Source organism: Vibrio sp. Vb1337 (assembly GCF_033338715.1).
GTDB classification, from domain to species: domain Bacteria; phylum Pseudomonadota; class Gammaproteobacteria; order Enterobacterales; family Vibrionaceae; genus Vibrio; species Vibrio alginolyticus.
Map to the genome: position 1 here is coordinate 42,896 of NZ_JAWOTD010000027.1, position 23,412 is coordinate 66,307.

At 46.6% G+C, this 23,412-nt stretch carries 10 protein-coding genes; 3 read left to right on the top strand and 7 right to left on the bottom strand.

Translation table 11 applies throughout. From position 1 onward, the window contains the following. The first annotated feature begins 170 nt into the window (after window positions 1-170). A complete protein-coding gene (locus tag R7E42_RS21435; protein ID WP_025768459.1) occupies window positions 171-1,613 on the top strand; it encodes a diguanylate cyclase domain-containing protein in 1,443 nt (480 codons plus the stop codon). A gap of 333 nt (window positions 1,614-1,946) precedes the next feature. Further along, entirely contained in the window at window positions 1,947-2,837 is an 891-nt protein-coding gene (locus tag R7E42_RS21440; protein ID WP_017635872.1) for an RNA polymerase sigma factor RpoD/SigA, read from the top strand. A 26-nt stretch (window positions 2,838-2,863) separates the two neighbouring features. Here the strand turns inward: R7E42_RS21440 and R7E42_RS21445 are convergent, their stop codons facing one another. The 7 genes from R7E42_RS21445 to R7E42_RS21475 all read right to left on the bottom strand — a co-directional run bounded on the left by R7E42_RS21445 (window position 2,864) and on the right by R7E42_RS21475 (window position 12,416). Next, the gene (locus tag R7E42_RS21445; protein WP_005375619.1) at window positions 2,864-3,238 is read right to left on the bottom strand and encodes a hypothetical protein; all 375 of its coding nucleotides are present in this window, start codon (window positions 3,236-3,238) and stop codon (window positions 2,864-2,866) included. 105 nt (window positions 3,239-3,343) lie between these two features. Then, on the bottom strand, window positions 3,344-5,482 hold the full coding sequence (locus R7E42_RS21450; RefSeq protein ID WP_053809549.1) for an ATP-binding cassette domain-containing protein: 2,139 nt from the start codon (window positions 5,480-5,482) through the stop codon (window positions 3,344-3,346). Then, window positions 5,479-7,065, bottom strand: a complete 1,587-nt coding sequence (locus R7E42_RS21455; RefSeq protein WP_167415934.1) for an ATP-binding cassette domain-containing protein — start codon at window positions 7,063-7,065, stop codon at window positions 5,479-5,481. The genes R7E42_RS21450 and R7E42_RS21455 overlap by 4 nt, the downstream gene beginning before the upstream one ends. Beyond that, a complete protein-coding gene (locus R7E42_RS21460) occupies window positions 7,055-8,479 on the bottom strand; it encodes a TolC family protein (protein WP_062730940.1) in 1,425 nt (474 codons plus the stop codon). The genes R7E42_RS21455 and R7E42_RS21460 overlap by 11 nt, the downstream gene beginning before the upstream one ends. Beyond that, complete coding sequence (locus tag R7E42_RS21465) at window positions 8,454-10,685, bottom strand: response regulator (RefSeq protein ID WP_318072983.1); 2,232 nt, start codon at window positions 10,683-10,685, stop codon at window positions 8,454-8,456. The genes R7E42_RS21460 and R7E42_RS21465 overlap by 26 nt, the downstream gene beginning before the upstream one ends. Window positions 10,686-10,688: 3 nt before the next feature. Continuing rightward, window positions 10,689-12,038 (bottom strand): HlyD family type I secretion periplasmic adaptor subunit, encoded by a 1,350-nt coding sequence (locus R7E42_RS21470; RefSeq protein WP_033906830.1) that lies wholly within the window; start codon window positions 12,036-12,038, stop codon window positions 10,689-10,691. A gap of 9 nt (window positions 12,039-12,047) precedes the next feature. Beyond that, window positions 12,048-12,416, bottom strand: a complete 369-nt coding sequence (locus tag R7E42_RS21475) for a hypothetical protein (RefSeq protein WP_031777210.1) — start codon at window positions 12,414-12,416, stop codon at window positions 12,048-12,050. A gap of 182 nt (window positions 12,417-12,598) precedes the next feature. Between R7E42_RS21475 and R7E42_RS21480 the strand changes: the two genes are divergently transcribed. Further along, a partial coding sequence (locus tag R7E42_RS21480; RefSeq protein WP_318072984.1) for a tandem-95 repeat protein occupies window positions 12,599-23,412 on the top strand: 10,814 nt, incomplete at its 3' end.

Here is a 23,412-nt window from a genome sequence, read left to right on the forward strand (position 1 = left end):
AACCAAGTGCTTCAGCGAACCAAGCGTTGAAAGTACCAATTAAGTACTAAAACTTACTAAGTTAGATTCATATCAATAAGCGTCACTTCCTGTCTTATGCAACTCTACTATATCTTTAGTCTAATCAAACAGCCGAGATTATGGTTTAAAAAGACTGGTGAGAAGTAGGTATGTCATCGACGAGTTATGGTACTTATGGTTGCAAATGTAAAAAAGCGTGTGCTTCTTTATTACTAGTGTGGCTGTCCATTTGTCCGATGGCGCATGCGCACAAATCAGAGTCTCATTCTTTAATTGTTGCTAACTCCAAAGCGTGGAAGCCGTTCTCTTACCTTAGCCCAGATGGTGAACCTAAAGGTATTTTAATCGACTTTTGGAAAGAGTACGCGGCGAACAACCAAATCGACGTTCAGTTTCTCCTTTTGGATTGGGATGCTTCTTTGCAAGCCGTAAAAGAGGGTAAGGCTGACTTTCACGGAGGACTTGTCTACTCGCCCGAAAGAGCGAAGTATATGGACTTTGGCGCAGTCATAATGCCTATCCAAACCAAATTGTACGTAAATAAAGATGTACTTTCGGTTGATATCAGGAGTGTTTTAACTGGCGAAATGACGCTGCCAATTGGCGTTGTTAAAGGAAGTTACGAGTCTGAGTTTGTTCAGACGAATTACCCGAATGCACCTATCGCAGAATACATTAACAATGATTCGATGATACAAGCCGCCGTCGATAAAAAGGTGCTGTACTTCGTTGCAGACCTGCAAGTTGCTAACTTTTATATGGCAACCACGCCGGGAGCGGGTATGTTTGTCCCGACAATTAGCTTATATAGTAAAGATCTTCGGATTGCAGCAGGAATGCACAGTGCAACTTCCATTTTAGAGGTATCACGAGCGTTTGAAAAAGTCATCGATACGGATCGTGAGCGGATCCTCACCCGTTGGAGTGTGGTGAAAACGGTTTATCCACTTTATCTTTTCCCTATTGCTATTTTCATTATGGCGGTCGCAACGCTTTATCATATTTTTGCCCTCAAACGTATGGTTGCTCTTCGGACAAGGCAATTAACGATTGCCAATCAGCAATTGCTGGAGATGACGTTGACGGATTCTCTCACAAAGCTATACAACCGTAGACACCTGATTGAGCAATTGGCGCTACTGAATCATTTGAAGCGAAACTTAACGGTGATGGTGTTTGATATTGATGATTTTAAATCAATCAATGATCGATATGGCCACCTTGCTGGAGACCGAGCAATAGTTGCCATCGCAGAAGCCGCTAAGTCGATGACTGATGACCGAATGACATTGGCGAGAATTGGAGGAGAAGAGTTCGCACTCGTTACGTCGTCTCTGTCAGAGCGAGAAGCGCTCAATTTTGCCAATATGCTTTGTAAAGCCGTTTACGATCAGCCTGTTATACTGGGTGGACAAGCAATTCATTTGAGTATCAGTTTGGGCTGTGCTTACTATCCTGAGTTTACCCACATCGTGAGCTTGCAAGATGCTGACGAGTTGATGTATCAAGGTAAGTCTGAAGGAAAGAATCGTGCAGTTTTCCAAGTTATAACAGACTGTCAGCTTCAACCTGCGCTTCGTCAAGTGAATTAGATCTCGCTAATTCAACTGATACTTCAAACCATCCTCAAGCCTCAAAGTTTTAGTTAGAGTAACGTGGTAAGCGTTGACGATCACGTTGCGTTGTTTTCTTTGAGGCCAATTTGAGTACAAATACTATTACTTTCATATATATAAACCCCCGCCTGCTCACGTTTTTATCATAGAAGCAGTAATTGTTTTAAAGTGATAAGTGATTTCTTGGTAAAGATCAGAACCCCTGTCTACACTCAGTGTAAAGTAATGCATATAAAGCATGATGCATACAGTGTTGTACAAAAACAATTAAAGAAGATAAGAAATAAGTTGGCTTGAGAAGGACGGGGAATGAACAACGAATGCTTTGCTAGGTTCCGAGCTGTCACGGATGAACTGTCAATGAAAGAATCGTTGTCAGTTGGGAAAGACCCTTATGCTCACTATCTCAAAGATATTGTGGGGATTGATTTGTTGTCTCGTGAAGAGGAGTTGCATTACGCCAAACTTAATCGAGCTGGTGATGAAGAAGCGCGCGAAATGTTGATTGAGTCTAATCTTCGACTTGTTGTGAAAATCGCAAAAGGCTACCTCAAACGGCCAGGCAATAACTTTACTCTGCTCGATTTAATAGAAGAAGGTAATATTGGTTTGATAAAAGCGGTCGATAAGTTCGATCCTGAGCCAGGCTACCGTTTTTCTACTTATGCGGTATGGTGGATTCGCGAGAATATAGAAGCGGCATTAATGAACAATGGCCGCACGGTACGTTTACCTGCTCATGTGTGCAAAGAGATAAATAGCCTGGCTTTAAAAAAGCTCGATGCGTCAAAAAGTGAGAGCAAGGAGTTGTCTATTTCTGAACTCTCACGCTGCTCAGGGGTGAAAGCAGAGCGTATAGATGAACTTGTTGCGCTTAGTGGCTTTATTGATGTATCGACCACTGCGGACCTACATCGCGTTCCATTTGTTCTTGAACTGTGTGAAAGTGAGTATACGCCAGATCCACAACAAGACTGTGAAAATCAGTGTTTTACTCAAGCTATTGAAAATATTATTAAAACCTTGCCAACTAAGTTGCAGAAAGTCTTGATCCATCGATTCGGATTATTTGACCAGAGAGTGAAAACCTTGTCGGAAATAGGCCTGTTGTTAAACGTGTCTAACGAGCGTGTTCGTCAGATGCAGATAGAGGCGGTTGAACGCGTGCAGAAACGTCTCCGATTCGATGGTTGGGTTTAAGGTTTTTGGCCCCTTATCCTAGCCGATTAATTTACTGGCTTGCTACTCTGTTCTTCCGTAAGTAACAGCAGCTCAAGCTGTGCTTTAGCTGCTGCCTCCAATCTCCATACACTCAATAATCGGTTAAGTGCTGCGCGATAAGTACGACTTTTGAGTAAAAAAGCGAGCGTACTTGTGTAGTTGTTTACGACTTGCGCTTGTGTCTCGACTAATGCGGTTTTGTTTTCGATGTCGATGTGTTGAAGGTTAAAGTCAGGAAGAAACGCACACTCATACCATACCTCTACAATTTCACGAATTTCGAGTTCTTCTTCAGGCACATCGAAGTCTTGTAACTGGTAGTTTTCTGGTATTGTTGATAAATAAACCACATCCAATTTGTCTGCAACAAATGTATACATCGGATTCCTTAGTGTACGCGCTTACAGAGTAAATAGTCTCATCGTTTACATTTTTGTCAATGACCGTGCTCAAGTATGAATGATGAACCACACCACATTCCGAACTTAACTTAGACTTTTTAAGTACTTATCGGTTAACCCGAAATACTTCAGGTTGCCATCTGGCTCCAAGACTAAGCTCATATTGGATGTAGAGATCATGCCCGGATCATTCGTTGAGAAAATAACGGTCTTATTGAGTAGTTTATCGCTGAATAACCGCTTGAAGTAGTGCGAGTTTTCTTGCTCTGCACCATTAAATGGCTCGTCAATGATAATCAAAGATTGTTCGCAGTTGCCTAGCCCTAATGCGAGCCGTAGTCTTTGTTGAATACCATTTGGTAAACTTTTACAGATATCAACGCTCAATTGAGTGTCCAGGCCTTGTGGCAACCATGTATCGAGCTCAAAGAAACTCACCATTTCACGCATTTTTTCTGTTGGGATTAATCCATTATGCAAGATGAAGTTAGTCTCCAAGGAGCCTTCAAAAATATGCAGGTTAAACGGGATGTAGTTAATCGAGGTTCGATAGCGGTAACTGTTGAACTGTTTGATGTTATAACCGTCCACCGAAACTGAGCCTTGATAGCGTTCCTCTAGCCCAGCGATAATAGAGATGAGCGTCGTTTTACCGCAACCTGTTGGTCCACAAATCACGACTTTTGCGCCCGGTGGAATTTTAAAACCAAGATTAGTTAAGCCTGTTGCCGCACCACTATAACGATGGCTCACACCAGAGCCGACGATACTACCTTGAAAGAGGCGAATAGGGGGGCTTTTCTCTAACGTTAGCTTATCGTCATTCATCGCCATAAGGTTGTTGATTTGCGCAGAAGACGCCTTAATGGATTGGAACTTAGAAATAGAGTTGTAGATGCCCATAATAGGCCCCAACGCCTTCCAGACTAAAATTACAGTAGCAAGCATTGCACCTGCATCGGAGGTGCCGTCCATCACGCCGATAACGGCCGCGACGATACTTGCGGTACCAATAACCTGAATCAAACTCCCGCCTGCTGCCTGAACTCTGCTATTAGTCACTGAAACATGTTCTGCATCGTTTGTGCTTTGTAAATGTGATGCGCTAAAGCGGGACTGGATAACACGCAATAATGGCAAGCCTTGGATGGTTTTTATACCACGAAGAATCTCATTCCATTGGTAAGAAACCATGGCGTTGGCGCGAGAGCTCTTGGACGTGGCTTGCGAGTAGATGTAACGAGAATAAACACAGAACACCAACATTAGAATCAACCCCGCCATAACGACTAGCGCTGCGGTACCAGACATAAGAGCAATGGCAATAATGAATACGATAACAAACGGCATGTCGAAGTAGCTTAATGTTGACTCTGCGGTTACCAAACGGCGGAAAGTGTCGATGTCCTTCAATCGTGCTAACTGAGAAGAGACACCAGCGGTAGATGTCATCGAATACGGAAGCCACAACAGTTTGGATATTACGTTTTGAGAAATATGCACCGCCAAATCCTTTCCTGATGTGGCGATGATGTTGACCCGCATTTTCTTGAAAAAGTATTCCGAGAACCCAACAATCACAGCAAATAACGTGAGCCAATAAAGCGTGGCTTGCGAGCTAGACGTCAAGGCGAAGTTGTACACACTCATGATAAAGAAAGGTTGGAGCGCGCCCAAGATGCTGACCACGAAGCTAAGAATAATCAGGCTTTTGAGTTCATTGTTGTAGCGATAAAACGCGTATTTAATCCAGTTACTGCGGTCTTGAGATTCAGGTGGCGGCTCTCGGAACAAGCGCGAGTATTCGCTGATCGAGACCAACAAACATGGCTTCTTGCAGAGCGGGTATTCAATGGTGTTGTTATTGGTGTAATCAAACAGGATCAGTTTGCCGTCTTTGGTGCCCAAGAAAATCGCAGTGAGGTTTTCTATCTCAATAAAACAAGGATGAGGGTGCCCCTCGATGTGCTCCAACGTTTTTAATTTGGTGACGTCACAACGGTAACCAAGACGTTCAATGGTGGCAATAAAACTGTCGCTGTCTTTTGGTTTAGGGATAAAAGCGTCACTGAGGATAGAAGGTGTGCCTTCCCATTCAAGTGCAATGAGGGTGTAAGCTAAACCACGAATCAAAGGAGACTGATTGTATCGCTCGTCATAACTTCGAGCCTCAAAGTCCAACAAGCGCTGAGGGACATTATTAAAATCAACCAAAATACTCATTGGTCACCTCCGGTAAGTTTGACGCGTTTGAGGCGATGATTGAGTTTGTCCATCTTATTGCTGACGATGATGAGGATTTTGTCGTTGGCGCGATAGGCGGTACTGGTCAAAACCAATCGAGCAAAGTCGTCATCATAAACACAGTCGATGTCGTCGAAGATCAACACACGTTTGTTCGCAAGTAAGGCACGCACTAGCAACAAGGCATAAGCGACTTGGCGCGAGAATGGGTTGCGTAAATGTCCTTTTAGCTCGGTGTAAAAACCAGCGGGAAGGGCATCGATTTGTGCTTTGATGTTCATGGTTTCGCAAAGCGCAAATGCGGTGTTGTTTAAGCTCGGGCGGAAACAAGTTAGGTTGTCGATGATGGTGCCTTCGACGAACGAACTGGTTTTGTCGACCATGAGCACGCTATTACGCCAGACATTGTAGTTAACGTCATCCAATGGTGTCTCGTTGATTTGGATATCGAGCTTGGCGTCGGTGTTTTGTCGCGTAATGCAATTCGCGAGGTGGGTTTTGCCTGCGCCGCTTTTCCCTGTTAGCAAGTAAGCCTGACCACGTTCAAACTCGATGCGTTGCTTTTCCGAATACTTCACCGAGATGCGCTCGACTTCCGTCGTGTCATTTTGTTGTTCTACTGATGCAGCAAGCTCAAGCAGCTCGGCGATACGTTGAATATGAAGCTTGTTCAACTCCCAGCGGCTCACCGTGCGCATCACTTGCTGGTATGGCGCGAAGTAACGGTTGGTAAGCATGATGATAGCAGCCATGATGCCTTGACTCGATTGCATGTTGATAACGGCCGTTGCCAAAACCACCACCACACAAGCGATGGAGAGCTGTTGTATGAGCGACAAGATCAGGCTGAAGTTTGATTCAATTTGCTCGTACTTGATGTTCTCGACTTCACGCTCTTCCACCATTTGTGTCATCAAGCTCTCAACGCGATATTCCATATTGCGCGCTTTGATATCGAGTGGGCTAGAGATGATCTCGATGATTTTCGAGGTGGTTAAGCCTTCGATGTCGGATTTGTTTTCTAGGCTGTTGATCTTTTGCTTAGAGAGGCTGAGTGCGAACACTGCTAAAACGATGGAGGCGAGCAAGATGGTCACCCCTGCCCAGATGTTGATCAGACCGATAATCAGAATGGTCAGTATGCTGACAGCAAGGTTGATCAATGCCCGTACAGATTCTCCGCCAAAGAAGGATTTAATCTCTGGAATGGTCGCAATACGCTCTAGGTATTCACCGGGTTCTAGACGACGAAACTTCGATATCTCAGCCAAACAGATTGATTGAAACACCTTGTTGGTTAAGTTGGTTTCGAATTGCTTCATGATCACCGACGAAATCTTCTCTTCCTGATTCTTTAAGTGATAGTCGAGGAAGATGGTGATCAAGATAATGGCAAACAGAAGAAACAGCGTGTCTTTGGCTTGGTTAGGTAAAACACGGTCAAAGATAATAAGAATCGAAAAGGGCAGCACTAAACCAAACAGTGTTGAGATGACCGTTGAGAAAGTCAGATAACACTTGTCAGCAAAGTTAATCTTTTGGGAAAAGTGCTCAGTTTGCATTGCGACCTCCTTTCTTAATCGATGGTTTAGAGAGAAGGTGTTTTGGAACTAAGTCTTGATTGCTTCTGCCTTCGATATCGCTCATCAACTGCATGATGCTTTCGATAGATTGAACCGATAGCATGCCTTTGATTTGCTCAAGATTGATCGATTCAATGATGTAGTCATAGCGCGCGCTCTCGTAATCACGTAGCGCGCTGAACAGTTTACTTTCCGCTGCCAGTAAGTCGGTAATGGTTCGCGTACCAAGCTGATAGGCGCGTTGAATGCCTTTGTAGGAAGCGTAGTTGGCACGGATGATGTTCTCGTAACTGCTGATGGCGCGGGAGAAGTCGTTAATGTTGAGTACTGAGGTGTTAACGCTATTGCGCGTCGCGAACAATGAATCTTGGTACAGCAGCTCGGTTCGCTCGATGGCAGTCGACGATTTTTGATAACCGTAGTAATCCGAACCGCCGGAGAAAATTGGCACATTCAAGTTCAACCCGACGCTGGTCGAGTTACTGTCCCCTGTTGCGGTTGGGTCGGTTCGGTCATAGTTGTTCGCATCGTCGTAACGGTAACTGGCAGAGAGCGATACGGTCGGCACAAAGTTTGAACCGCTTTCTTTCAAGCCTCTTCGGCTGCGCTCGACGGTTTTCTTCGCAACCAATAAGTCGTTATTGAGCTTCAAAGCTTGTTCAAGAATCTCACGTTGTTCGGATTCGCTGATTTCCTCCAAGGGAACACTTTCGTAGATGTCTTGTGATGGGGTGACTGGGTATTGAACTTGAATCTCTAAACCGTTCAAAATTACGCGCCGGTCTTTCTCTAAGGTTCTTAAGCGATTGGCAATGCCTTCTTTCTGGGCAATTACCTCATACAATTCGCTCGCCGCAGTGTTGCCAAGTTCCACGTTGCGACGCATTTGGCGCTCACGTGTTTCAGACGATTTAAGTTCTACTTGGGTGGCTTTGATTTGCGCGTTGTTTTTGAGGTATTCGAAATATTGCGTCGCGATTTCAGAAATGGTGCTCTGGATTTTGTTCTCGTGTTTGATTTCCTCAATGTTGAAATCCAGCTTCGCGGTGCCGTATTTGAAGATGTCGCCAAGGTTAAACACCGATTGCGATAAAGACACGCTGTAGCTATTTGAGTTGTAGCTTGAACGTTTATCTGGTGTTCCCGTTAATATGGTCTCGTTTTCATTCCATGTTGTATCAGCGGCACCGTTTAAAGAAGGCAGGAACTTAGAACGGCTAATGTCGATGTTGTATTCGTTTTCTTCCACGCCTTTGTCACTAGCGCGCAGAGATAAATTGTTTTCCAAGCCGAGTTTGACCGCCTCAAGCAAGGTGGTCGCCATTGCCGAAGGAGCATTGCTCAATGTAAGCGCTGCCAATACGCAGCTAGTTAAGTTTCTGTACCGCCACATACTTGTTGATCACCTTGATGATTTCGTCGTTTTTATAAGGTTTGCTGATCACGTAATCCATTCCAGCTTCGATACAAGCTTGGTGTTCATTACTGCTGGTCAATGCTGTCGCGCCTATGATGGTGCAAGGGTTTTGTCCGCTCTCTTGTTCGTATTGTCGAATGCGTTTGGTTGCTTCAATACCGCCCATGCCAGGCATGATGCAGTCCATAAAAATGATGTCCGAGCGCTGATTCATGAAGTGCTGAACAGCGTCTGCGCCATCGCCAACGGTGTCGGCTTCGTATTCTTGCTTGCTCAAAATACGTTTGAGTAGAATCTGTTGAACACGGTCATCTTCCACAATCAGGAATGAGCTGTTCTCCATCTGATCTTCTGAGGCTTCCGCTTCCATGATTGCTAAAAGATTGGGGATAAACTCATACGGAATCGCAGGGGAGTTCAGAATCTTGTCGACAAAGGTATGGCTCTCTTGCGCTTGCTGAGTGCTAGTGACCGAGAGCAGCAACTTGGTGTTCGGGTGATTGCGCAGTTGCGATTTCACCGTTTTGCTCAGTGAGGGCAGCTTGTTTGGCTCGAACGTGTCGGTCAGCAAGATGGCATCGTATTCGCCAAAGGTTTTTGCCGCAGAGAAGAGTTCGTTCGGCGTTCGAATTGGCGTAATCTCTAAGCCCAAGTTGACTAACATTTTGCTCATCACATCAATGCGCAACTGAGAGTTGGCACACAGTAATAGGCGCTTATTGTCGAAGCGAGTTTTCTCGGTGTGGAAGCTTTTGGCTTTCAAATCGAGCTGAATTTGAAAACGTTCCTGATTGCCCGATTGATACCAATGGCTCTCGTAATAGCCATAATCTTTCAACACGCTTTTCGCCAAATCGTCTTTGGTTGCAGTGTGCTGTTTATGGTCGCTCCAGTGTAGGGTATTGAGCTTGGCAAGCGGCACATCCAGCGTGGTTAAGAAGTTTAGATTGATGGTCAGGCGGGTATTTTCAATGTCTGACGCCGCACCTGATTCAATGGTGACAAACAGTTTCTTGTCGGCTTTGAGTTGGATGGCATTTGATAGCTGAAGGAACAACACCCAGAATAAGCTGGTGGATTGTCCTTCAACACGGTTTGGTAAGTTATCTGAGATAAAGCAGTCTAGCTCACCTTCATTTCGCTGCACTTTTGAACTGATGTGAATCATCAATTCAGACAGTACATTCAGCAGTGAAAACTCTTTCGATTTGCTCTCGGTCCCTTGTGAAATGAGTCGGTTGTAGTTCTCTGCCAATTCAGACAGGGTATTGGCAGCCGAGGTTATATCTTGCGCCATCAACACTCCGCTCTCATCGGTCTCTTGAACGAGATATTGCACGCCGCCGTTAATGGTGTTGGTGATGCCACGAATCTCGTAACCAATCAGAGCATAGAGCTGCTTGTAGAGATCGTTATTGCGTTTTTGCTCTTCGAGTTTGCTGAAAATCAGTTTTAGGTGTGAGTAGATCTGACGCTGCTTAGGATTGATGCTCACTTCATTCAGCAACTCTTCCAACCTTTGTAAATCCAGTAGTTTGAGTTCTTGATAAAGCTCATCGAATTCTTGGTCAATGTCACGCTCATTCGAGCTGGATTTTTTCAGTTTAAGGATTGCCACCAAGTTCGATAGCACTGCGATACCAACCAGTACGACAACGACCACAAACAACCAAATGAAGAACTCGTTTTTCTCCATCATTAGGTCGCTCGCATGGTTGTTAAATATGGTCCGGTAGTTGTCGTCCATTTGTAGGTAGTTATTGGTGAGCGAGAGGTACAGTGCCAACACATCGTCGCGTGTTTTTTGGCTGTCTGAGAAGCGATTGATTGCCAGTTCAAGCTGCGTGTATTCGGTCGCGCCCACCAAGCTAAACTCGGTTTTGTTGAGTGACGCGAGCGACTTAAATTGGTCAATTTCGTCTTTCAGAACCTCAAAATCAAGCTCTGTTGTACTGCAATAACGTGCGCTTAAACAGCGTTGAAGCGTTTGAATATCAAACTCGATAGTTTGGTTGAGCTGTTGAGCTTGAACCAACAGAGGCGCGTTTTGCACTTTCTCGACTGAATCCACTTTTTCCCAAGAGATATACAAATAAAAGGCGAGGGCAGCCAGCATCAAGCTGAAAGCGATGCTTAGGCGCATAACAGGAACGGAAATATTGTAAGAAGGTTTGCTACTCATCCATCACCTCTCATCGAATGCGTCTTCGATAGCCGACATAACCGGCTTCGCTGCGTATTCGATCACCCGGCGTGAACCTGTTTTCACGTCTGCGGTAAACTCCATATAAGGGGACAGCTTGTATTGTGTGCCTCCGCGCTCTAGATAGTTTTGACTGATTTGGATTTCCGCGAGATAGAATTCTGCGTCTTCTTCTTCATAAGAAGAACGGCTGATCGATGCAATTCGACCTTCCAAAAATCCGTATTTGGCAAAGTTGTAGGTATCCATCTTCACTTTGACCGCTTGTCCGATTTCTACAAAACCCATGTCTTTACGCGGGATCTTCGCCTCTCCATGAAGGGCGTTATTGATCGGTGCAATGTCCGCGATGCTTTCACCTGGCGGTATCACAGCGGATCGGAAGTTGAAGTGCACTTTATCTACTACACCGTCAATAGGGGCGTAAACCACGAGACGATCCACTTTATCTGAGTGTTGAGGACGTAATATACGTTTCAACTTTAAGTCCTTGTTTGCTTGAATGATTTGCGCTTGATACTCGGCGTTACGATTCTCCACCAAGTCTCGGTACTGCTTCTCTAGTTTGTCGAGTTGGAAGCGCTCATTCATGACCGACTCATCAAGGTTTTCTATCTCACGCACCATGTTTGACTCTTGAACCTGCATATTCAGAACATCGACGTAAGACGCCATTTCCTCTTTGTACAAGGTGTTCTTAATATTGAGCTGCTTGCGGATCAAGGAGAGCTGGTTCTCGGAGCTTTTACGGCGCTTGAGCATTGAATCAATAAGTGAATTCTTATGTTGGATATCGTGAGTGATCAACTCTTCATTGGAACGGTTTTTGGAAAACTCTTGCTGCCAGGTATTCATGTTGACTTGCACTAATTCTGGGTACTTTTCGATGTAGGCAGAAAAATCGGGTTCCACCATATCGCGCAGGCTTTCGTAACGAATCTTGTCTAGCTCAAGCTGAATGATCTCTGTGTTTACCGTATCAAGTTGAGTGTTTCTATCCAGAGAGCGAAGGCGTGCAATAGGCTGACCTTCATAAACCACTTCGCCTTTGCGTACTAGCATTTCTTCTAGAATACCGCCTTCAAGGTGTTGCACTTTTTCGATGTCAGATTCGAGCAATAGCTCACCGCGCACCGACACCACAATGTCGATACGAGCCTGAGATGCCACGGCGATAGCCACCATGGAAAGCAAAAAGATAACCAGCAAGGTTTTGTGTACGCTGGTCATTGCACTGGCTAGCACGATTGTATCGTCTGCTGTTACCTTCGAAGCTTCGTTGTTCGAAACGAGTGCCTTTTTGAGGTGATGTTCTATTTGCTTATTACTCATGAGCCACCCCTACGATTCACTACCTGTGCGGCTATCGATTGAATTTTCGATTTTTAACAGCTGGCTAATTTGTTTGTTTACGTTGTTAAGCTCGGTTTTAACGTCCTCGATCAATTCATTAGGAGCAGGGAAATGGTGTTTGTTTAAGTGTTCAAGCTTTGCCAATTTTGGTGGTAAGTCGTCATCACATAACAAGACGAGAATGGTCTTTAGCCTTTTTGAATAACATCTGAGTGCTTCAAAACGGTTTTGTTTATGCAGCATCTCAATATCAATCCCTGCATCACTGAAATCTTGGTAAAAATCGCCTAATAGCAATTGCAGCCCCTTATGGCTGTTGTCGACTGAGCGCAACAGATTTGTCATATTTATCATTATCCCACCGCACTAATTGCTTTAATGACAACAAGTAAGGATCTTTATACTGGGTTTTCAAATTTTTTTGTTTTTATGGAACTCGAAAGGTATGAAAAAAGTTGTATAAAAAAGTTGGTTTCTAAAAATGGTGTCCTTTACTGCCTCTAAATACGATCAGTTAGCTAAAAGCAACGGAGGCTGTAATGGCAGGCGACACTAATCAAGAAAAAGACAATGAAAAGCTTAACGATGCGGTAGAGCAAACAGAAACGAAGGATACGGGGACAAAAGAAGAAAAACAGCAGTCGACCGTCTCTTCGACTGTAGCGACTGGTGCTGAAAGTGCAGATGCTGTTGATGAAGCCAATCGTGCGATGGAAGAAAATCCTAGTGGCGCGGGTACGGAAGAAGAAGCAGTGAGCTCGGGTGGCGCAGTTCAAGAAGAGGATACTGAAAGTAGCAGCGACTCTGACGCTGCACAATCCAATGTTGTTGATAGTGTAGTTTCTAGCGGAGAATCAGGTGACGAGGCTCTGGGCAGCGGTGGTTCGGATTCTGGGGCGGGTGCCCAAGCGGTCGGTGGTGGTGATGCCTCTGGCTCTGAAGGTGGTTCGGACGCAGAAGGCAATGAAGCGCAAGGACAAGCGGTACAAACTTCATCTGCGCCAAGTGCTTCTTCAGACTCTGAAGGTTCTCAAGGTGGTGACGAGCTAGATTCAGAAACCACTGAAGAGAGCTTCGCGGTGGATGTACAAGACACCAGCGAAGAAACCACGACGCAAGTAGAAGACGATTTCGACTCCGAAACTACGAGCGAGACGTTCCAAATTAAAGTCGAAGGTGAAAATGACGCGCCAGAAGTAGGGCAAGATCTGGCATACATCATGGATGAAGATGGCACTATTACCTTCACTCAAGAACAACTTCTCGGGTACGCGAGTGATGTTGATGGCGATGATCTTGCCGCATTCAACGTGCAAGTGGGTGCTAATGCATCGGTTGTGGATAATGGTGATGGCACTTATACCGTCACACCTGAAGCTGATTTTAATGGTGAACTCGACTTAACGTTTGATATCAGTGATGGTCAAGAAACCATTTCTAGTTCGATTGATTTAACCGTTCGTCCAATCAATGACGCCCCAGTGCCTGAAGATAAAACCTTTGAGGTGGAAGAGGACGGCACGCTGATCTTCACAGATGCTGACCTGCTTGCTGGCGCAACGGATATTGAAGGCGATAACCTCACCGTTGAAGGCGTGAGCTACGACGGTGGTGACGGCATCCTGACCGACAACGGCAATGGGACTTACACTTTTGCGCCAAATGAAAACTTCAACGGCGATGTGAACTTCAGCTTTGATGTGTCCGACGGCACAGATACGGTTTCTGCCAACATTGATGTAAGCGTCACGCCTGTCGATGACGCACCAGTATCTGGCAATCTTGCTTACTCGGTGGATGAAGATGGCTCGATTCGTTTGAGCCAAGAGCAGTTGTTGTCGCAAGCTTCCGATGTGGAAGGCGATGCACTGACGGCATCTAATCTTTCGGTAGATGGCAACGCGACGGTGACTCAAAACGACGATGGTAGCTTCACTATCACGCCGGACGCAGATTTCAACGGTGACATCGACATCAGCTTTGATATTTCCGATGGCACGAATACCGTCCAAGCAACCGCTGACCTAACGGTTAATCCAATCAACGATTTGCCGGTTCCTCAAGACCAGCAGTTTAGCGTGGAAGAAGATGGCACGCTGATCTTTACGGACGCTGACCTGCTTACTGGCGCTACCGATATTGAAGGCGATAACCTAACGGTTGAGGGCGTAAGCTACGACGGTGGTGACGGCATCCTGACCGACAACGGTAACGGGACTTACACTTTTGCGCCAAATGAAAACTTCAATGGTGATGTGAACTTCAGCTTTGATGTGTCCGATGGCACAGATACGGTTTCTGCCAACATTGATGTCAGTGTGACGCCAGTCGATGATGCACCAGTATCAGGCAATCTTGCTTACTCGGTGGACGAAGATGGCTCGATTCGTTTGAGCCAAGAGCAGTTGTTGTCGCAAGCTTCCGATGTGGAAGGCGATGCACTGACGGCATCTAATCTTTCGGTAGATGGCAACGCGACGGTGACTCAAAACGACGATGGTAGCTTCACCATCACGCCGGACGCAGATTTTAATGGTGATATCGACATCAGCTTCGATATTTCAGATGGCACGAATACCGTTCAAGCAACTGCTGACCTAACCGTTAACCCAATCAACGATCTGCCGGTTCCTCAAGACCAACAATTCAGTGTGGAAGAGGACGGCACGCTGCAATTTACTGATGCGGATCTGCTTGCTGGTGCGACCGACATTGAAGGCGATGACCTTTCTGTAACGGGAATCAGCTATGAAGGCACCGACGGCGTTCTAACTGACAATGGTGATGGCACATATAGCTTTGCGCCAAATGAGAACTTCAACGGTGATGTGAACTTCAGCTTCGACGTATCTGATGGCACGGATACGGTTTCAGCGAATGTAGATGTGAGCGTCACGCCGGTGAATGATCCTCCGGTGGCTGGTTCAACGTCTTACACAGTTCACGAAGACAACTCTATTACCATTTCTGACGCGCAGCTGTTGGCAAACTCTTCGGATTTAGAAGGGGATGTCTCGATTGATAGCGTGAGCTACTCTGGCAGCGATGGTGTGTTGCAAATCAATGGTGACGGTACGTACACCTTCTCTCCAAATGAAAACTTTAATGGTGAAGTGACGCTTGATGTTGTCGTCGCTGATGAAGAAGGCGCAACGGATGTCACCACTGCTGGCATTACGGTGCTGGAAGTGAACGATCCACCAGTCGCAGGACCAACTTCTTACACTATTGATGAAGATTCAGTTCTGACCTTCAGTGAGTCACAAGTGCTGTTGAATGCCTCTGATGTGGAAGGCGATGTAGAGCTTGTTGGCATTAGTTACGATGGTCCGGATGGCATTTTCACCGTTAACGATGATGGTACGTGCAGCTTCGCGCCAAACGAGAACTTTAACGGACAAGTTCAACTTGATGTGACCATTCGAGATGAGGATGGGGCAGAAGTTGATACCGTCATCAATGTGAATGTATTGCCAATCAATGATGCGCCAGTATCGGGTGATTTGGCTTACAGCGTTGATGAAGACGGTGCGATTACACTCAGCCAAGAGCAGCTTCTTTCTCAAGCGTCTGATATTGAGGGCGATGACCTGACTGCTAGCGATTTGACTGTCGATGGAAACGCAACCGTTACAGCGAACGATGATGGCAGCTTCACGATTACGCCAGATGCGGACTTTAATGGTGACATTGATATCCAATTCAACATTACGGACGGCACAGACACTATCCAAGCAACGGCGGATCTAACGGTTAATCCGGTTAACGATCTTCCTGTTCCTCAAGACCAGCAGTTTAGTGTTGAAGAAGACGGCACGCTTCAGTTTACTGACGCAGACTTGCTTGCTGGCGCGACCGACATCGATGGCGATAACTTAACGGTTGATGGCATTAGCTACACAGGCAGCGATGGTGTGCTGACTGACCACGGTGATGGTACTTACACCTTTGCACCAAACGAAAACTTCAACGGTGATGTCAGCTTTAGCTTTGGTGTTTCTGACGGCACTGAGACCGTACCAGCAAATGTGGACGTGAGCGTCACTCCAGTCAATGATCCTCCGGTTGCGGGTGCAACGTCTTACATGGTTGATGAAGACAACGCGATTACCATTTCTGACGAGCAGCTTCTGGCTAACTCTTCGGATGTGGAAGGCGCAGTGTCCATCGATAGCGTGACCTATTCAGGCACCGATGGCGTATTCCAAGACAACGGTGACGGCACTTACACCTTCATGCCGAATGAGAACTTCAGCGGTGATATCAGCCTTGATGTGATTGTGGCGGATGAGCAAGGTGCGATTGACGAAACGACCGCAGGCATTACGGTCATTGAAGTGAATGACCCTCCAGTTGCCGGTCCAACGTCTTACTCGATTGATGAAGATTCAGTACTGACATTCAGTGAGTCACAAATTCTTGCCAACGCATCTGATATCGAGGGCGATGTAGAGCTTGTTGGTATCAGCTATGAAGGCTCGGATGGTATCTTTACCGTCAATGGCGATGGTACTTGTAGCTTTGCGCCAAACGAGAACTTCAATGGTCAAGTTCAGTTGGATGTGACCATTCAAGATGAGAATGGGGCAACCGTTGATACGCACATCAATGTCGATGTCTTACCAATCAACGATCCACCAGTATCGGGTGATTTGGCTTACACTATCAACGAAGACAGCTCAATCACGTTAAGCCAAGAGCAGTTGCTTGCCAAAGCGGGCGATATTGATAGCGAGAACCTTGAAGCTATCAATCTATCGACAGATGACAACGCGACGATTCAATACAACGATGATGGCAGCTACACCATCACTCCGGATGAAAACTACGATGGCGACCTAGATCTGACCTTCGATATCATTGATAACGATGGCGGCTCGGTACAAGTTGGTCTGGATATTACGGTTAATCCTGTGAATGACTTGCCACAAGCGCAAGATCAACAGTTCACGGTAGAAGAAGATGGCACCTTGCTGTTCACGGATGCAGACCTATTGGAAGGCGCATCGGATATTGATGGCGATGATCTGTCTATCGAAAACGTACTCTACACAGGTGCGGATGGTGTGCTTACCGACAATGGCGATGGCACTTACAGCTTCGCGCCGAATGAAAACTTCAACGGTGATGTTCAGTTCACATTCGATGTGTCTGACGGCACAGGTTCAACACCAGCATTCATTGATGTCAGCGTGACACCAGTGAACGATCCACCGGTTGCAGGTTCAACGTCGTACACGGTTCAAGAAGACGGTCAAATCACCATTAGTGACGAGCAGTTGTTAGCCAACTCTTCTGATGTGGAAGGCGATGTAGCCTTGGCGAATGTTAGCTACTCTGGTAACGACGGTAGCTTCGTGGACAATGGCGACGGCACATATACCTTCACGCCAAATGAGAACTTTGACGGTAACATTTCGCTCGACGTTACGGTTATCGACCAAGATGGTGCAACGGATACAACAACCGCAGGCATCGATGTTATCGCGGTGAACGACGCACCAGAAACGTCAGGTATTCAAGCTGAGGTAGATGAAGATAACGCCATCACCATCACCCAAGAACAGTTGCTTGCGAATGCGACAGACATTGAAGGTGACGACCTTGTTGCCAGCAACCTGCAAACCAATGACCCAGATGCGACGATCGTAGCCAACGACGATGGTTCATTCACCATTACGCATACGGAAAACTTCAATGGTGAGTTGGACTTCACTTACAACATCAGCGATGGCGAAAATGATGTTCTGACCACGTTGGATCTGACCGTTAACCCTGTCAACGATGCGCCAGAAGCAGGCGACGAGATCTTTATTCAAGCGGAAGAAGACCAAACCGTGGGTGTATCTCTGCGTGAAGAGCCTGCGTTACGTCTCGACCAAGCCCCTGAAAACGGCATCATTGAAGCCAATCTAAATGACGAATGGGTACAGCTAGAAGTCGGGCAGGAGGTGCCTGCAGATACGGAAGTGCGCTTCATTCCAAACGATGATGCATTGGCAAACGGTACGCATACCACCCAAATCGGTACCTTTGATGACAATGCGAGTGTTGATGATTGGGGGGATGAAATTGACCCATATACTCGCCAGTTCACTGATGGTGATTTGACCGTAACGGTACAGAGTAATGATGATCCGCTTGGTGCATGGAATGGTAACACCCACATTGGGCATGGTATTGGCGATACTGACCGTCAGGGCTTGAGTGGTGATGAGAAACTAACTGTGACCGTTGAAGGTCAAGATATCAACGAAATCAGCTTCCACCTAGATGGTCTAGGCGGCTGGTTTATGGAAGAGTCTCGCCACTTTACCGAAGTCGAAATTCGCGCATTCAACTCTGATGGTGACTTGATAGACTCGATGACTTACCACAAAGAAGATCGTGGTAGCTATGAGACGGATTACACCCTAACGGTGAACGAGCCTGTATCTTACTTTGAGCTAGGAACGATTCAAGGTAACGGTACTTACGTGGTTCAAAACATGACGGTTTCGCAAACTTGTCATGATGAAGCGGTGTTCACATCTATTGGCGTGGACGGCACGGAAATCACGGAAACGGTAGAGCTGAATATCCGTGAAGGTGACAGTGAAATCGAACTGACGGCTGATCTGCCAAATGTGACCATTGATACCGAAGGTTCTGCGCAGTTTGCCTCTGTGGTTATCACTGAAGAGCAGCTTCTCGCACAAGCGAGTGATATCGATAGTGACGTTCTTGATATTCAAAACCTAGAGCTGGTGGGGGATAACGCGGAGCACGCTACGTTAACCGACAACGGCGATGGTACATGGACAGTCACACCGGATGAGAACTTCTATGGTGAGATTGAGCTTGGTTACCAAGTTACGGATGGTGAACTCACCGACGACAACATCATCAACATCAACTTCGAAGCAGTAAACGATGCGCCAATCGTTTCTGGTCCGATTGTGTTGTCGACTGATGAGGATGTGGGCATTACGTTTAGCGCGGATGATTTGCTTGCCAATGCAAGTGACGTGGAAGGCGATGCGCTGTCTATCTCTGATATCTCTTACAGCGGTGACAACGGTGAGCTTGTCGACAATGGCGACGGCACTTACACCTTTATGCCGAATGAAAACTTCAATGGTGAAGTCGACATCGATTACAAAGTCTTCGATGGCACCGATGAAGTCGATACCCATCTAGATCTGACCGTTATTCCAGTCAACGATGTGCCAGTTCCTGGTGCGCCGCTGCATACTCAAATGCTAGAAAACGGCACGATCATCATCGAAGCAAAAGACCTGTTATCAGGTGCGACCGATGTGGATGGCGACATTCTGCATATCGAGAACCTGCTGCTTGTTGACCAGTCACAAGGTACGTTGACAGACAACGGCGACAACACCTTTACCTTCGAGCCAACTTCGAACTTCTACGGCGAAGTGAACCTGACCTTCGACATCAGCGATGGTCAAGCAAGCGCACCAAGCACAGCGAAGATCGATGTTGAGATCGTCAACGAAGGTCCAGAGGTTAGCGGTCCTGTTGATGCGGTCGTCGATGAAGATGGCTCAATTACCATCACTCAAGAAGACTTGTTAGCGAACGCGACGGACGTGGATGGTGACAACCTTGAAGCGGTGAACCTGTCGACCAACGATCCTAATGCAACCATCGTTGAGAACGCTGATGGTAGCTTCACGATTACACCGAGCGAAAACTTCTTTGGTGAAATCGAATTTACTTATGACGTAACTGACGCGATTGAAACCGTCGCTGCGGATCTAAACCTCACCGTTAACCCAGTGAACGACCTGCCAGATGTGCCTGATTTGTCCTTCACCACAAAAGACGGCGAAGCTATCACGATTACTGAAGCAGAGCTGCTGGCTCAAGCGACGGACATCGAAGGCGATGACTTATCTGTTGTGAACGTGACGAGCTTAAGCGACACGGTTCAAGTAACAGACAATGGCGATGGCACTTACACGTTAACGCCAGAGCAGGGCTTCTTCGGTAATGTTGACCTCACGTTTGATGTGAGTGATGGCACCGATGTGGTGGCGGCAAACATCGACTTGAAAGTTGAGTTCGTCAACGACGCACCAGAAGCAGCGCCAATCGTGGCAGACGTGGACGAGGATGGCTCTATTCTCGTGACACAAGAAATGCTGCTTGAAAATGCCAGCGATCAAGATGGTGATGACCTATACGCAACGGCACTAGAAACCAATGATCCGAATGCCTCTATCGTGGATAACGGCGACGGCACCTTTACCGTTACGCCTTCACAGAACTTCAACGGAGACATCGAGTTTACTTATGAAGTGAGCGACGGTGAATTGAGTGTTGCCAATGAAATGACATTGACGGTGAACCCAGTCAATGACATTCCAATTGTTGCGCCTGGCATGTACCACATTGAAGAGGATGGCAGCATCCTGTTCACGCAAGAAGATCTTCTGAGTGGCGCGATTGATATTGATGGTGATGACCTCACTGTTACGAGCATTAACTACTCGGGTGATGAAGGTACTGTAACGGATAACGGTGACGGTACATTTAGCTTCGTACCAGAAGAGCACTTCAGTGGTGACTTACAGTTCAGCTTTACGGTTTCTGACGGTACGGATGAAGTTGAGCAAGACATTAATGTCCATATCGAAGCCGTAGCAGATGCGCCAGATCTAGTCATCACTGATGGCGACGGTCGAAACGTGGATGACCAAGCGATCTTGGTTGAGCCAGGCGGTATTGTTGAAGTGAACATCGCCGCAGCATTGGTTGACCAAGACTTGTCAGAAACGCTGACGGTGACCGTTGATGGTGTTCCAGAAGGTTCGGTGATCAGCTACGACAACGAAGGGGTACTTAACGATCAAGACAACGGTATCACCAGTTTTAACGATACTGAAATCACGGTTACCTTTGAAGGTGAAACCGCGGGTTACCAAAACACAGCGGGTTACTACAAAGTCGATGAAGATGGCAACATCACTGGCGTTGAAGTGGTGTACGAAAACGCTTCTCAAGTTGGCGGTGGCGGTGACCTCGTACCGGGACAAGATCAGTTCAGCTTCCAAATCTCGGAAGGGGAAAGCTTCAACCTATTCTTGATTCCTAACGGTCATAACTTCAATGACTTTGCATCCATGCAAGATGGTCAGTACGAGTTCCGTGCAGCAGATGGCTCTCCTGCGAACATGGATACCGTTGACCCACAACTCGTGTTTGTTGGCGCTGATGGTTCTGAAACCGTGATTCAAAGTCAATTCGGTGATGCAGTCTTCCATGGTGGTTCAAGCTCAGAGCTTAACCAAGATGGTATTGAGCATACCCGAACTACCGTGAACGAAGACGGTGAACTGGTTTACGGCTTTGAAGATCTCTACGGTGGCGGCGATGCCGATTACACCGACTTCAACTTCACCATTGATGTAGGTGAAGTGAACAGCCAGATCTACAGCGGTGAAGTTACAGTCGGTCCAGATGGTTCTGTAACGCTTCCAACCACAGCAATTGAACAAGAGCTACAGATTCAATTGCCAGAAGACTTTAACCAACAGCTAGAAATCAATGTAACGGCAACGGCAACAGAGCTATCAAATAATGATTCTGAAACCGTTTCTCAAACCATCTACGTCAATGCAACAGGTGCCCACATTGAACATGCACCTGAAGCATTGCCTGTTTCAGCGATGGTTGAAGAAGATGGTTCAATCCTAATTACGCAAGAAGATTTGCTTGCTAATGCGCGTGACTTGGATGGAGACCAACTGACAGCGCTGAATCTGGCAACGGATGATGAAAACATCACCATCACAGACAATGGTGACGGTACTTACACCTTAACGCCAGATGCGGACTTTAATGGTGATATCACCTTTACGTTCGATGTGTCTGACGGCGATGATGTTGTCTCTACCAACCTTGAGTTATTGGTGTCACCAGTTAACGATGCGCCTGAACCACAAGATCAAGCGTTCACTGTTGGCGAAGATGGTGTGCTGACCTTTACTGATGCGGATCTCCTAACAGGCGCTACCGATATTGAAGGGGATGACTTATCTGTTGAGGGCGTCACTTACACAGGCGCGGACGGTGTTCTTACTGACAATGGTGATGGCACATATAGCTTCGCACCAAACGAGAACTTTAATGGCGACGTGAACTTCACTTTCGATGTTTCCGATGGCACGGATACCGTGACGGCGAATATCGACGTAAGCGTGACGCCGGAGAACGATCCACCGGTTGCAGGCAGCACGGCTTACACCGTTCATGAAGACAATTCGATTACCATTAGTAACGAACAGCTGTTGGCTAACTCGTCTGATATAGAAGGCGAAGTGGCGATTGATAGCGTGAGCTACAGCGGTAACGATGGCGTGCTGGAAATCAACGGTGATGGTACGTACACCTTCTCACCAAACGAAAATTTCAGCGGCGAGGTGAGCCTAGATGTTGTCGTTGTCGATGAAGATGGTGCAACGGACTCGACCACTGCAGGCATTACTGTGATTGAGGTAAATGACCCACCAATCGCAGGTCCTACCGCATACACTATCGATGAAGACCAAGTTCTGACCTTTAGTGAATCGCAAGTGCTACTGAATGCTTCGGATGTTGAAGGGGATGTCGAGCTAGTAGGCATCAGCTACGACGGTCCAGATGGCATCTTCTCAGTAAACGGTGATGGTACTTGTAGCTTTGCACCGAATGAAAACTTCAACGGTCAAGTACAGTTGGATGTGACCATTCGCGATGAAGATGGCGCAGAGGTTGATACTTACATCACAGTCGATGTCTTACCAATCAATGATGCACCTGTATCTGGTAACTTGGCGTACAGCGTTGATGAAGACAATTCAATTACGCTAAGCCAAGAGCAGCTACTTGCTCAAGCATCGGATGTAGAAGGCGACGCGCTAACCGCGACTAACCTAGTGGTTGACGGTGATGCAACTGTCACGGCAAACGATGATGGCAGCTTCACCATTACGCCTGATGCGAACTTTAATGGTGATATTGATATCACGTTCGATATCAACGACGGCAGCGACACTATTGTTGCAACGGCTGACCTAACCGTTAACCCAGTTAATGACTTGCCGCAGCCAGAAGATCAAGCGTTCACCATTGGTGAAGATGGTGTGTTGACCTTCACTGTTCAAGACCTGTTGGATGGTGCAACGGACATCGATGGCGATGATCTATCGGTAGAAGGTGTCACTTACACAGGCGCGGACGGTGTCCTAACTGACAATGGCGATGGTACATATAGCTTCGCACCGAATGAGAACTTCAATGGTGATGTGAACTTCACCTTCGATGTTTCCGATGGCACGGACACCGTGACTGCGAATATCGATGTGAC